Genomic DNA, 14,491 nt, shown 5'->3' with positions numbered 1-14,491 from the left:
ATGGTGCAGTTTACGCTTCGGGATTCTAAAGTCTCGCTAAAGCCTAATATAAAGGGCGTCTTCAATAGGTCTCATTGGTGCAATGACGAAATGTAACTTCTCTATTTGCCCTTTATTGAGAATGTAATCATTTTTTTTGAATAAGTATCTTAATTTCGCTGGTTTTTGTGCTTTTTTATATTAGAATGCGCGCAAATTTCGGCACGCTTTCTGCTGTACGTTTTTCTGATAACAACAATCCGCTATGTATTTTGGGCGAAAACACTTGTGAACAGGCAAGTTTGTTTCAGAAAGCGAATAAAACCAGTGAAACACCACGCCGAAATGCAAATTCAAAACGCTAGAACGCGACGATAAGAAGGATTCTGTTTCTCCAAAGGAATGGTCATGTGTGGTTCAAAAGCATTATCAATCTAGAGAGAAAATAAATGTTTAAGAAAAGCGCCCCTTTTCATTTTTCTGCCGTTGCTGGCGCAGTACTCGCGTCATTTGCCAGTCAAAACGTTTATGCGCAAGACGTTGAAATAAACGAAAAGCAAATCGAAAAAGTTGAAGTTACAGCAACGCGCCGTAGTGGAACACTTCAAGAAGTACCAATCAATATATCTGCTTTGACCTCTGACGTACTCGATCAACAAAACATCGAAGACCTTGATGCCGTTGCGCGTTGGGTTCCGGGGCTTACCGTAACTGACCAAGGTGGCCGTAATGACTCTCCTATTATAGTTCGAGGCCTAAATACCAACTCATCTGGCCCCGGCTCTAATGGCGGTACGGTTGCTACGTATTTTGGTGACATTCCTCTATTTTTGAACATGCGACTAGTCGATGTAGATAGGGTCGAAGTACTGATTGGTCCGCAGGGCACACTATACGGTGCAGGTACACTTGGTGGTGCTATCCGTTATTTGCCAAAAAATGTTGATTTAGAGTTCATGTCAGGTGAAATAACGGGTGATGTTTTCAGCATTAATGAAAGCGACTCTCTTGGCGGCGAAAGCAGTATTGTATTCAACGCTCCTCTTATTGAAGGTGAGTTAGGCATTCGTGCGTCACTTAACTATTTTAACAATCCAGGATTCTTGGACTACAACTACGTTGTTAGAGAAGGTGGTGTTTCATTGCCTGATCCAGATTGGTCAAATGCGGATGAAGTGAATAACAATCTGAAACGCGTTGAAGACGCAAACGGTGAAGATACGCTTACAGGGCGTATTGCTGTGCGTTGGATGCCAAATGATTGGTTCGACAGTACGCTAACTTATTTCTATCAGAAGCAAGATGTAGAAGGGCGTTCAATTACACATTACGATTCACTATCTGCCGATAACCCACTTAGCGAGGTAATTGGTAAGTACGAATCGGCCTATCGTTATGAAGAACCTCGTGAGAAAGAAGATGAATTGCTAAGTTTGGAAATGAAAGCCGACCTTGGTTTTGCTGAGCTCGTGTCGGCGACAGGTTTATCTAATTTTGATGCGGTAGGACAACGGGATCAAACGGATTTGCTTATTCGTTTAGACTTCGGATATGAAGAGTTTCCATCATTTTCGGCATATACAGAAGAAGTCGAAGAGCGTGAAGTATTTACTCAAGAGCTTCGTTTAGTGTCTCTCACGCCAGGCCCATTGTCTTGGATCATTGGTGGATTTTACTACGACACTGAAAGCGAAGGGTCCAGCAAAGAATTTACACCAAATTTTGATACTTATGCCATAGATGTGTGGGGTATAGATGGTAACTATCGACCTGATGCTCTTGAATACTATTCTGTAGATGAATCAAAAGTGAGGGAAAGGGCGCTTTTTGGCGAACTTACTTACGAGCTTACAAATGATTGGGACGTAACGCTTGGTCTACGCGCTTATGAGTACGAAGTTAATGCTCGCTCCGCAGTTGATTTGCCACTTTATTTCTCAGTGTTTGAAGGTAGAGAGTCTGACTCCATTGTTTTGGAATACAAACCTACGAAAGCAAAAAACGATGGAACTTTATTTAAATTTAACACCAGCTACCAATTTACCAACAATACCATGGCATACCTTACAATCAGTGAAGGTTTCAGGATCGGTGGCGCAAATGGTGTAGCTGCGTGTTTAGATGACATTGATGAGCTAGATAATCAGACTGTATGCGCATTGGAGAATGAACAGCTATACGATGCTGATACTACCCAAAACTATGAATTGGGATTAAAAACCAACTTCTTTAAAAACAGGTTGCAACTTAACAGTGCACTTTTCTATGTTGATTGGCAGGACCCACAGGTATCTGGTGCGACAGTTAATGGTCAGCAGCCTATTACAGTTAACGCTGAGGGCGCAGAATCTAAAGGGGTTGAGCTGTCTCTACGCGGTATCATTGGTGATAATATCACTACTTATGCTACTTACGCTTACACCAAAGCTGAGCTAACCGCTGATGCGCCATACTTGTTCGGGGTGTACGATGAGCAAGGTACTGCGTTACAAGATTTCTACGATGGTAAAGACGGCGACAGATTACCTGGTACCGCTGAGCATCAGTTCTCGTTTGGTATTACTTACAGCCAAGACATCTTTGACGATAAGATGCTAAATATTAACTACGGTATTACCGCACAAAGCGATGTCTATACTACCGTGGGACTACGCCAAGACGGTGAAGCGTTGGCGGGTTATGCTATCAGTAATTTGAATGCCACTATATCTGATGAAGATTGGTCGGTTACACTTTATATCGACAACTTATTTGATAAGTATGCAGTTAACTCAGTGCGCAGACATGTGGGCGATATCGGCTTGGGTCAATACAGTGATGTACTTCAGCCCAATGGTACTGATCTACAGCGTAACTACGGTAAATATGTCATCACTCCACGCACCATTGGTTTGATGTTTAAGTACCAGTTCGGCATGTAGGCTCTAAATGTAGTATCTTAATGTTGAATACATGAATTATCAGGCGCTTATGCTGTTGGTGTAAGCGCCTTTTTTATACTTCGAAATTTTTTAATAGGCTCTACCTTGTAAGAGCTAGTTAATAAGAGTTAGTTGATAAGAGCTATGAGCGCAGTAAATTCCCGTCTTGATGACGCCGTTAAGTATCTCTCTGAACGAAACTATCAACAGGCACACCAGTGCTGCGTTGAGGTCATCAAGCAAGCGGGCCCCCATCCTCATGCGTAGTTTTTTATTAGGCATGCTTCACATTGAAATAGGGCAGGTGGAAAAAGCTATTGCACTACTTAACAAGTCGAATGATATTGAACCACGCCCCATTACATTTGCTTATTTAGCCAAATGCCATGCACTAAAAGGGGATATGCCTCAAGCGTTAAATTGTGTTGCAAGTGCTCCTGTAGATGAACTAAACCGCGCACTCGACCTTGATACAGTGGGCGTATCATTATCTCGCGTAGGTTTACACGAAAAAGCGGTCGGGTATTTTACTAAAGCACTCGACATTGCGCCTTCGAACCCTCAGTTCAATTATAATTTTGCCGTAAGTGCTAAATTTGCCGGCAATTTCAAGGTTGCACGTGAGCACTTTGAGCGCGCAATAAAACATGCACCAGATTTTTACCAAGCCCATTTTGCGTTATCTGACTTAGGCGGAATAAACGAGGCCAGCAATCATTTAAAACAGCTAAGCCAACTTGAAGAAAAAGTACAAGCGCAGCCAGAAGGAAGGTTACACATAGGTCATGCACTCGCCAAAGAGCATGAGGCACTAGGACAGTTTGATAAAGCATTTGAAGCGCTCGTGCATGCAAAGCTTCCTCATAAACAGCGTAGCGTAAATACCCTTTCCGATTATCAATCTATCTTTAAACATTTGTATCAGAACTTAACCATAACATCGGCAAAGAGTGAGGAAACCAGTAACGCACCTATTTTTGTTGTAGGAATGCCAAGAAGTGGTACCACATTAGTAGAACGAATTTTGAGTCATCACTCTGAGGTTGCATCAGGTGGTGAGTTACAAGATTTTGGTGTGGCGGTGAAAGAAGTTACACAAACCTCAAGTCAACTAGTGCTGGATGCACCAACAATTGAAAAAGCCTATCACTGTGACATGACAGCTATTGGTGCACGTTATATAGAACGCACTGGTTTTTTACGTCAAGGTGCGACACATTTGGTGGATAAGCTGCCGTTTAATTTTTTCTATATTGACCTTATTCGCCGTGCGCTACCGAATGCCAAAATAGTGTGCTTAATGCGTGATCCAATGGATACTTGCGTAGGTAATTTCAGGCAGCTTTTTTCGATAAACAGCCCGTATTACGCTTATGCGTATGATTTAGAAGTGATAGGGCAGTTTTATTTAGCATTTGATAAGTGGATAAGTACATTTGCACAAGCGCACCCCGATAGTATTCGTGTGCAATCTTATGAAGCGCTTGCGCATTGTCCAGAAAAAGAAGTTAAAGATTTGCTGGATTTCTGTGGGTTACCTTGGGAGTCACAATGTATTCAGGTGGAAAATAATAATCTGCCAGTTTCCACTGCAAGTAAAGTGCAAGTGAGGGAGCCTATCAATACCAAGTCCATTGGCCGATGGCGACATTATGAAAAGCAAACAGCGACGCTTCAAGGGTTATTGGCAACGAGATAAAACGGAAAGCAGATCAAAAGCGGAATTTGCGTTAATTCCACTGTATAAAAGTAACATTTATGTTAATGTGCTTGAAACTGGTCAAACCAGATGTGGCGACATAGTGATAAGTGTCAGTACGAATAATACGGATACGAAGGTAAGTACAAATCTATATAAGGTAAATTCACGGTATATAGACGGTAATCACACGGTAAACACAGATGCTCGCCATATAAATTCAAAATTAACGATTAATAGACCCGAATACAGTGTGGAAACTATGTCTAAGAATTATGTACTAAACACTTACGCCAAATTTGTGAATCTTCCTTTTGGTAAGAAATTATTTAGCTGGTACTCGGCACGAAGAGCACCATATTTCTCGACAGTGTCACCTGTCATTACCGATATCAAACCAAATTACTGCGAAGTACTCATAAAAAAGCGTAAAGCGGTGCAAAACCACATTGGTACGGTACATGTCATTGCCATTTGTAACGGTCTTGAAATGGCGATGGGGTTTATGTGTGAAGCATCTATTCCTAAACATTTGCGATGGATCCCAAAAGGCATGGATGTTAAGTACCCTGCCAAGGCAAACTCAGATATTCGATGTGTTGCTGAAGTGCCAGCGGACGCTTGGAAACCAGGTGACTTACCTATTGCGGTAAAAGCTTACAACGCTGATGGTGCTGTCGTTGTTGATGGAACCATTACTGTTTGGGTAAGTGAAAAGCGCTAAGCTAAAATCACATCTCACTGATGTGAGCACATAAAAATAGAGAGGTCGCCTTCAGATAGCGGCCTTTTTATTTTATATCGTATCGACTTATTGATCATGGAAATTACCTTGCAGGGCATGCTAGCCTCGGCGAATGAACAAGGTAATTTAGCAGCTTCGTAGAACGGTCAACCCACCTAATTTTTACTACATCTATTTTTCTGTTTGACAGTTTTTCAAAACCCAACTAAGAATAACGTGTGAAGCGACTAAGGCGTTTTACCAGTAGTCAATTTCATTACTTTTTTGCGTAAATATTTCATTGTGGAAGAGGTTGAGATGTCAGTGATCACAAAAGAACAAGTAGTTGGTAAGCCCTTTGTAGATAGAAGAAATTATCCTTATGGATTTGCGCGTTCGGGCGATTTTTCAATTAACGAAAGCAAGTTATTGCAAGCACACGGTAGTTTGTTTGCGGCGCTGGTTGATGGCAAGATAACACCTTCGAGCGACGAAGAACAGGCGTATCTAGAGTCGGCTTTGGGGCATCGTGACCCTGCTACTCCGCAAGAGAGAGTGTGGTTAAAGTATCAATCGAGAATTAATCGACCTAAAACAGCAAGTATCTACGGGTCAAAACGCGCGATTGCGGAAGATATAGACGATGAAGAGGTAAGTGATAATAGCGACCTCGATATCGATCTCGACGACTAAGGCGTGTTGTGCTCTGTGCAGTGGTGAAGTTCATCTTCAACATTTACCCATTCCATCACGCCAAGTTAACATCCTAAAAAATGTTAACTTGGTGTAAATTTTCATCCTAATATTGGTGAAAAACACATCTTTATCGAAATGTTTATCCTAATTATTGCGAATATTGGGATATGTATCTCACTTTTGTGCAAATTAGTGTTTTATCTTCCTATCACCTTAGATATAGTCGGGGGCATCGTCAACGTACGCTGACAAACCCCAACCCAAAACAGGAGAAAGCACTGTGAAAATGATGTCGGGCGCAGCCATGGTGGTAGAAGCGCTAAAAGATGTAGGAGTGACACATGTGTTCGGTTACCCAGGTGGTGCCGTTCTTGACATTTATGATGCGCTATTTGCGCAAGATGATGTCAAACACGTCCTCGTACGTCATGAACAGGCAGCCGCTCATATGGCGGATGGTTATGCACGTTCAACTGGCAAAACCGGCACAGTGCTCGTCACATCTGGTCCAGGTGCAACCAATACAATAACCGGTATTGCAACAGCTTATATGGACTCTATCCCGATGGTTATTTTGTCGGGGCAGGTGCCTTCAATGCACATTGGTGAAGATGCATTCCAAGAAACCGATATGGTAGGGTGCTCACGTCCTATTGTTAAGCATAGCTTTTTAGTTAAACGCGCTGTGGACATTCCAGAAGCTATCGCTAAAGCCTATTATATCGCTAATACTGGCCGTCCTGGTCCAGTTGTTGTTGATTTGCCAAAAGATATTGTAAACGTAGCTGAAGAACACCCTTATGTGTTCCCTAGCGACGTGACTATGCGTTCTTACAACCCAACAGAAAAAGGGCACCCTAAACAAATTAAGAAAGCGGTAGAGTCGCTACTTAAAGCGGAGCGCCCAGTGCTATATGTTGGTGGTGGTGCAGTAGCATGTGATGCTTCTGACAAAGTCATTGAGCTAGCGGAAAAGCTTAACGCCCCGGTGACATGTACATTAATGGGCTTAGGTGCAATGCCTGGTACGCATAAGCAGTTCATTGGTATGCTGGGCATGCATGGTACGCTTGAAGCGAACAAGACCATGCACAACTCAGATTGCATTATTGCACTGGGTGCGCGATTTGATGATCGCGTGACAAATAACGTTGATAAGTTCTGCCCTCATGCAGATATCATCCACGTAGATATTGACCCTGCATCTATTTCAAAAACGGTTAATGCACATATTCCCGTTGTGGGCTCGGTAGATAAAGTACTTGATCAAATTTTGAGTCAAGTGAATAAAAAGGATTTATCTGGCCAGAAAGACAAGCTTGCTGACTGGTGGCAACAAATTGAAACCTGGCGTTCACGCCAGTGTTTAAATTACGCCCAAGGCGACGAGGTAATTAAACCTCAGCGCGTTATTGAAGCCTTGTATAAACACACTGATGGGAAAGCATTTGTTAGCTCTGACGTAGGTCAGCATCAGATGTTTGCTGCATTGTATTACGCTTATGACAAACCTCGTCAGTGGATAAACTCCGGTGGTCTTGGCACCATGGGCTTTGGTTTACCGGCGGCGATGGGCGTGCAGTTTGCACATCCGGGTTCAACGTCTGTGGTAGTGACCGGTGACGGTAGTATTCAAATGAATATTCAGGAACTGTCGACCTGCTTGCAGTACAACTTACCGATAAAGATCATCTCATTGAACAATCGTGCACTAGGTATGGTACGTCAATGGCAGGATATGATTTATAAAGGTCGTCACTCACATTCTTATATGGATTCAATGCCAGATTTTGTGAAACTAGCAGAAGCTTACGGCCATGTTGGTATAAAGGTAGATAAGCTTGAAGAGCTAGATGCGGCTATGGAGAAATGTTTCAGTTACACAGATCGCCTCGTGTTTATGGACATTGCAGTAGACCAAAACGAGCACGTATATCCTATGCAAATTAAGTACGGCGCAATGGATGACATGCGCTTGAGCAAGACGGAGCGAACCTGATGAAACGTATTATTTCAGTATTAATGGAAAACGCCCCTGGCGCACTATCTCGTATAGTCGGTGTATTTTCTCAACGAGGCTACAACGTAGACTCTTTGTGTGTAGCGCCAACCGATGATGCAAGTTTGTCGCGATTGACCATCATTACACACGGTGATGATAAAGTGATTGAGCAAATCACAAAACAAGTAAACAAGCTGATTGATGTACTTAAGGTAGTTGATTTAACTGAGGGCACGCACATTGAGCGTGAACTCATGCTGATTAAAGTTGCAACTCGTACAGAATCTGTTCGTGCAGAAGTGAAGCGAAACGCTGATATCTTCCGTGCGCGTATTGTGGATGTGAACGTCAATAATTACACCATCGAGATTACGGGAACGACCGATAAACTTGACGCTTTCGCTACCACAATGGGGCAATGTGCCGAGATCATCGAATCATCGCGTACCGGTGTGTGTGGCTTAGCGCGCGGCGATAGAGCGCTTCGCCCTTAGCTATTTGAGTTAAAGAGAATAAATCAAAGGGCGTGTGTCTAAAAGACATCACGCCTTTTTTGTTCGTATAGCTTTTTTGGCCAATGCGATGAGGCTTTATTTAATGCCTACATTGCTAAGAGAGATTGTTTTACTATTCGAAAGTACCTTTCACAATGGCTTCACCATTACTGACAAGGCACTTCCCCTTGGCGATAACGTGCTTAATAGTTAAGTTATCCTTTTCGCAAAGTACAATGTCTGCGTCACACCCCTTGTGTATTTTTCCTTTTTGAGACAGCTTCAAGAAATGTGCTGGCGTTGTGCTGACAATTTGTATGGCATCTTGCAAGGCTATGTTGTGGTTGAGCACAAGTGCTTTGAATTCAGCAAATAAGCTACTAACTCGGCCTACCTCAAGCCCTGTCAGCTTTGCACTATTATCAAATATTGGCAAACTCGCATTTCCATCTGAGCTCATACTAAGTTGTGTAACGGGAACACCTTGATTAATACAATATGCAATTGCTTCTGCGGCAGGTATTTCACCCTCAGTAATAAATTGCTCGTTGGTGCTGGTGGTCATGTCTATAACACCGCCGCACCTAGTCCACTTAATACCAGCCTCTAACAGTGATTGGTTACGGTTAATGTGAGTAGGGTAAAACTGAGAAGGTGGAATATCTGTTTTCTCGATTACTTCGTGAAGAACTGAAAGTTGGCTGTTTCCATCTCCAGTATGAATGTACACAATACCTGCCTTTCCAGAGAGCATACCGCCAGTTCTTGATTGTGCTGCCACCTGAGCCAACTCTCGATAAGTTGGCTCAGATGCCCTGTGGTCAGCAATGGCGACTTCTCCTATACCTATCATGCAGTCAATTAAAAGGATATCGTCGGTTATACTTCCTGTTACGGTACGAGCGGGCAGGTGATAGGAACCCGTATAGCAGTAGGCGCTGATCCCTTCAATGTCTAAACCTTTGGCTTTCGCGATAAGATCTGGCAGTGTTCTAGTTGTGGCGTCTGTGCCTAACGCGCCGATAACCGTGGTGACGCCATGTAAGCTTGCCTCGGTAAGTGCCATTTGAGGGGTACGAGTATGAAACCCACCTTCGCCGCCGCCACCTGAGATATGAACTAAGCTATCAACAAGTCCGGGCAGCGCAATAAGCCCTGTACCATCAATTTTCATTCCACTTGCCGCAACGATTGTCGAAGAAGGAACGTCGATATTAGGTGCTATGCTGGCAATTTGATTACCGGCAATTAAAATATCAGTTGTGCCTTCATAAGCAGGGGAAAATAATTCTACATTTTTTATGAGTGTGAGCATTTATGAAAAACCTGTTAGTACGGCAATTACGACAGTAATAGAGGCGAGTAAAAAAAGTATTGCACAAAATTTTGCGATGAACTTGGCCCATGTTGTCCAGCTTACACCTGCCACACCCAAGCAACCAATTAATGACGCAGAAGTTGGTATGATGAGATTAGTTAACCCATCGCCAAGCTGAAAAGCCAGAACCGCAACCTGTCGTGTAACCCCAACAATGTCAGCTAACGGTGCCATGAGTGGCATGGTAATGGCTGCTTGCCCTGAGCCTGAAGCCACAAAAAAGTTGAAGATACTTTGAAATACTAGCATCAACCATGCACTTGTTACTGTTCCCGTTTGAGCAAGAACATTGCCGGTATGATACAACAAGGTGTTAAGTACGGATGGTGATGTAACATCATCTCCTCCCAACACTAAAACTATGCCCTTCGCCATTCCAACAATAAGCGCAGCCGGTAAAAGCGATTGCGCGCCACTGATAAATGCAGCACTTATATCATTGACTTTCATACGCCCACCGAAGCAAGCGATGGCACCAATAACAATACCCATAAAGAAAAACTGCGAAGCAATTTGTGGAATGTAGTAGGCATGCGCAATAACACCCCACATTACCCAAGTTATACCTGTAAAAAATGCAAGTAAAATTACTTTGTCGGTTGTTGTAAAGGTGGCAACCTTTTCCTCTAAGCTACTATCCATGTTTGAGTTTTGAGATGCTTTGCAGGTAGAGAAGTTATTTAACTTAATATGTTTTGCGTATCTCAAGGTAAAGAGTAGCCCAAATGTTGTAAAAAAAGCCCAAGTTACAATACGGAAAGTTTGCCCTGACATAAGGGGGACATCAGCGATGCCCTGTGCTATGGCGACGGAAAATGGATTCATCCAGCTAGTAGCAAAACCTATTTGGGTTGCAACATAGGTAATGAGTACTGCCATAATGCCGTTGTAGCCCATAGATGTCATTAATGGCACCAGTACTATACAAAATGCAATGGCTTCTTCGCCCATGCCAAAGATAGCGCCACCTAGTGAAAACAGTAAAAATAGCAATGGAATGAGTAAGTGATCAGCGTGCTGATAGCGCGAGATAAGCGCCAATATGCCGTTATTGATGGCACCCGTTTGCATCACAATGCCAAAAGCACCACCCACTATGAGTATAAAGGCAATGACCCCTACAGCTGAGCCCCATTTGTCTCCAGAGACCATGCCATCGAAGGCATAATTGGCAAGCCCTGTTCGCGAACCAGTATCATCAAAAAGTACGAGCCCGTGATAGTTATCACTGTATCGAAAGCTGCTAGCATCGAGTACTTGCTTGGTTTCTCCGGAAAGCGTAGTGATATCTGTGGTATCAAACTCTCCAGCGGGTACTAGCCAAGATACTATGCCGGCAATAACGATGACGAAAAATAAAATAACGAATGCGTCAGGCATTCGCGAAGTGGTAGGTGAATGCTGCAACCTAACCTCCAGCCAACGAGGGGGCGTTAACATGCCCCCAAATAAATGGATTAATTAAAGTAGTAGCTAAGCGATACGTTGTAAATTGTACCGTATGGGTCGTGATTATAAGCGTCAAACCCCCTAGAAGAGCCAAAAGCGGTTGGCGCTTCACGGTCAAACAGGTTATCAATGGTCAGGCGTAAATCTGCATTTTCAAAGTAATAACCGGCACTTAGCGTTACCGTTGTCCAGCTGCTCACATTGCGCTGTTGATTATCTTCCGTGATCACGCCCATGTCGATAAGTTCATCAATTTCCCGACCGCGCAAACGTATTATGTCGTCTTGGTAACTATCAGTGAAAAAGAGGTAAGCACCCACATACCAATCTTCTTGAACGTAGAATAGCTCTGCGCTGGCGATGGTTTCAGGGTAGCGAAAAGTGCCTGCTAACGACTCAATTTCATCTGAACCGGGCTTATTACGATCATAGGTAAGATAGTGCGTGCCTGAAAAGCCAAGTTCGATCGTGCCCGATGATAATTTAAAATCATGGGTTATATCCCAGTCGATACCTTTTAACTCCTGTGTACCAGTATTATCAAGTAGCAAAATATGGTCGCGGTAAAGGGGCAATTCGTCAAAGCGGGGTGAATCAAAAAGGATCCATTCATCGAGAATTTCGTTTAGCACCGCACCATCGTCTTCAATCGTCCTACCTGCACTATCGGTGATAAGCGGGTTACCGTCACTATCTTTCAAACACAGATCTTCATCATAAGAAATGCCAATTTCACCTTCCTGCAATACCCCGCAATGACGTAGTGATGCATCATTAATCGCTGCAGCCAGTACACCTGTCATATTGGTGTCAACGATATCTTCGTGGTCAAACTGCCAGTAATCTAGCGTGATGTGCGTGTTTTCGGTAGGGCTGAATGCTAGTCCGAAGGAAAGTGTTTCTGACTCTTCTGCTCTTAAATTGGGGTTGCCCAGTTCGAGTACATTGTTACCGCGAATGGATCCTGCGCCTTCACAATAAAGATCAGCTACTGCACTATTGGCAGAACAATCGAATGAGGCTCGCGTTGTACGCAGTTGAACACCGGCCTGAGTTAACGATGGTGCACGAAATGCGGTTGACCATGACCCCCGCAACACAAGGTTGTCTGTAGGGCGATAAGTGATACCCACTTTAGGGTTGAAAGTATTACCAAAATCGCTGTAGTCATCAAAGCGTCCCGCCAAACTCAAATCGACTTGGTCGGTCACAGGAACAAAGAGTTCAGTAAAGAGACCCACTTGGTTTCTACTTGCAGATGATGCACTTGAACCGAAGCCATAAACGTCAACTAAAAATGCGTTCTCTGCGCGAGCTTGAGCGTTAAGTGAGGGTGAGTCTGTAATTTCTTCTCTTCTAAATTCAATACCTGCAGCCAGCATTATGCTGTTGCCGTTCCATTGTGTAAGCTCGCCATTAATTTTGGCATCAATACCAATTAATTCACTGGTGCCATCTCGCGTTGGTTTGTCTTGTGTAAGTGCAAGCAGCGCATCGTTTTGAGCGTCGCCCTGCAAAAATGGATTGTATGCAGGTAGTAAGCTTGCGCCACTGCACGTTAGATTATCGCCGTCGAACTGAGCAATACTGCCATCATCACACAGTTCACCATGGGCTGCTGCGGTGTAGCGGTAACGATTGTAGATTCCCGCACTGGCTATTTGATCTGACTGGCTGCGCGAATATAGTAACCCGGCTTCCCACTCCCAGTCATTAATATAACCGAGTAGTGATGACACAAGGCGCAAGGTGTCAGTTTCTACATCAACAGTACGCGGAGTTTCAAATCTGGCATCATAGCCAAGACCGGTAAGACGTTGTCCGGCTTGCGTGTAAAAGCGCAGCGGATAAATTCCGTCTAGCAGCTGATTGCGTGTGTTCTCATCAAAAATATTCAGTGCATCTAGTGAAACCCAAGGGCCTTCGCTGTCGTCAATACGGTTGATTGGGGCAGGGGTCGAATACGACGTTGACTTAGTGTGAGACGCCAATACGTCTGTACGCCATGTAATCTCACCAAACTGATGTGTATAAGTTAGGCCGCCTGATAAGGTCTCAAGTGGCGTTTCGAAATAGTCATCTTCATTGCCGTAGTAGGCGCAGATGTCTTCGTCTAAAGCCGTGGTAATAAAGTCGGTAGCGCAATTGGGCGCGCCTATTTCGTAGAAATCATTGGTGCTTTCATAGTAGATGTTTGGTGTCCCTTTGGGGAGATAGGAGTAGCTATTAAGCAATAGTGGTTCACGAGTTTGTGTGAAGTCGGTGGCTTTAATGGCTTTTCTATCGAAGTAATCTACAAAAGCGGTTAAATTTCCATTGTCAAAGTTCTTGCCCCATAGCATCTGTAAATTAAGCGCACTATGATCATTACCGTTCGTCGTATTCTCATAGTTTGCCGATAGTTCGAGGCCTTCATAATTATCTTTGAGGATGTAATTTATTACGCCGGCAACTGCATCTGCACCATAGATGGCAGAGGCGCCAGTTGCGAGGATCTCAACTCGCTCAATGGCCGAAGCGGGAATGCTGTTGATGTCTACAAAGTTCTCAGTACCCGAAGCAAATGAACTGGCTGCGATTCGGCGACCATTTACCAAGGTAAGTGTTGCAGAAGGGCCTATTCCTCTAAGTGAAGCTGCGGCTTGACCGGGGGGCGTTGACGTTGATGTTGCGCCACTTTGTGTGGTGTCGAAAGTACCCACGCCTCCTCGCGCTTGTGATACGGTGCGCATGAGCTCTGATATTGTCGAAGCACCGGTGCGAGCGATGTCTTCAGAAGTTAAAATGGTTAACGGCTGGGCGCCTTCCATATTTGCACCGCGAATGTTGCTCCCCGTAATTTGAATTCTTTCAACCGTCTCATCTTCGTTGGTGACAGTCTGTGCAAATGCGGCGTTGCTGATGCAACTTATGCAAAAAGATAAGTAACTGAGTGTTCCCACAGATACACTGATTTTGTGAAGTAAATTTGATTTTTTCATTATTGTGATTCCCATAGTGCGCACGGTCTAACGCCGCTAAACGCGCAATTCAACACTTGTGTAGTTATGTAATTTGCTGCAGGGCGCAGCAGAGCCGCTCCGAGAAATCGGAGGGAATGGCGTTACTCGTCGAACCACTCCGACAAGTAAAAGTTTTGATAGCGATAG

At 43.9% G+C, this 14,491-nt stretch carries 9 protein-coding genes; 6 read left to right on the top strand and 3 right to left on the bottom strand.

The genetic code is table 11. From position 1 onward, the window contains the following. The first annotated feature begins 428 nt into the window (after nt 1-428). The 6 genes from EYR97_RS09615 (at nt 429) to ilvN (ending at nt 8,515) form a co-directional block, all read left to right on the top strand. The gene (locus EYR97_RS09615) at nt 429-2,900 is read left to right on the top strand and encodes a TonB-dependent receptor (protein ID WP_131093611.1); all 2,472 of its coding nucleotides are present in this window, start codon (nt 429-431) and stop codon (nt 2,898-2,900) included. Nucleotides 2,901-3,159: 259 nt separating this feature from the next. Then, a complete protein-coding gene (locus EYR97_RS09610; protein ID WP_242634967.1) occupies nt 3,160-4,599 on the top strand; it encodes a sulfotransferase in 1,440 nt (479 codons plus the stop codon). A 262-nt stretch (nt 4,600-4,861) separates the two neighbouring features. Beyond that, nucleotides 4,862-5,323 carry a hotdog fold domain-containing protein gene (locus tag EYR97_RS09605; protein WP_131093705.1) on the top strand — a complete coding sequence of 154 codons (462 nt, stop codon included), beginning with the start codon at nt 4,862-4,864 and terminating at the stop codon, nt 5,321-5,323. 318 nt (nt 5,324-5,641) lie between these two features. After that, a complete protein-coding gene (maoP, locus tag EYR97_RS09600; protein WP_181409140.1) occupies nt 5,642-6,016 on the top strand; it encodes a DUF413 domain-containing protein in 375 nt (124 codons plus the stop codon). A 283-nt stretch (nt 6,017-6,299) separates the two neighbouring features. Further along, nucleotides 6,300-8,018: an acetolactate synthase 3 large subunit gene (locus tag EYR97_RS09595; protein ID WP_131093609.1), complete on the top strand. Its 1,719-nt coding sequence runs from the start codon at nt 6,300-6,302 to the stop codon at nt 8,016-8,018. Next, nucleotides 8,018-8,515, top strand: a complete 498-nt coding sequence (gene ilvN, locus EYR97_RS09590; RefSeq protein WP_105930498.1) for an acetolactate synthase small subunit — start codon at nt 8,018-8,020, stop codon at nt 8,513-8,515. The genes EYR97_RS09595 and ilvN overlap by 1 nt, the downstream gene beginning before the upstream one ends. A 133-nt stretch (nt 8,516-8,648) precedes the next feature. On the opposite strand, the gene iadA is transcribed toward ilvN, so the two are convergent. From iadA to EYR97_RS09575, 3 genes are read right to left on the bottom strand one after another with little or no spacing between them, the layout of a single operon-like run. Then, nucleotides 8,649-9,830, bottom strand: a complete 1,182-nt coding sequence (gene iadA, locus EYR97_RS09585; protein WP_131093608.1) for a beta-aspartyl-peptidase — start codon at nt 9,828-9,830, stop codon at nt 8,649-8,651. Continuing rightward, nucleotides 9,831-11,333 carry a putative basic amino acid antiporter YfcC gene (gene yfcC / locus EYR97_RS09580; protein ID WP_165478019.1) on the bottom strand — a complete coding sequence of 501 codons (1,503 nt, stop codon included), beginning with the start codon at nt 11,331-11,333 and terminating at the stop codon, nt 9,831-9,833. A gap of 17 nt (nt 11,334-11,350) precedes the next feature. Beyond that, nucleotides 11,351-14,323 carry a TonB-dependent siderophore receptor gene (locus tag EYR97_RS09575; RefSeq protein WP_131093606.1) on the bottom strand — a complete coding sequence of 991 codons (2,973 nt, stop codon included), beginning with the start codon at nt 14,321-14,323 and terminating at the stop codon, nt 11,351-11,353. Between the last annotated feature and the right edge of the window lie 168 nt (nt 14,324-14,491).

Origin of the sequence: Alteromonas sp. KUL42 (genome assembly GCF_006538325.1) — a bacterium.
Lineage (GTDB): Bacteria > Pseudomonadota > Gammaproteobacteria > Enterobacterales > Alteromonadaceae > Alteromonas.
The sequence above is the reverse complement of the archived record's forward strand: the minus strand, read 5'-3'. Positions and strand labels throughout refer to the sequence as shown.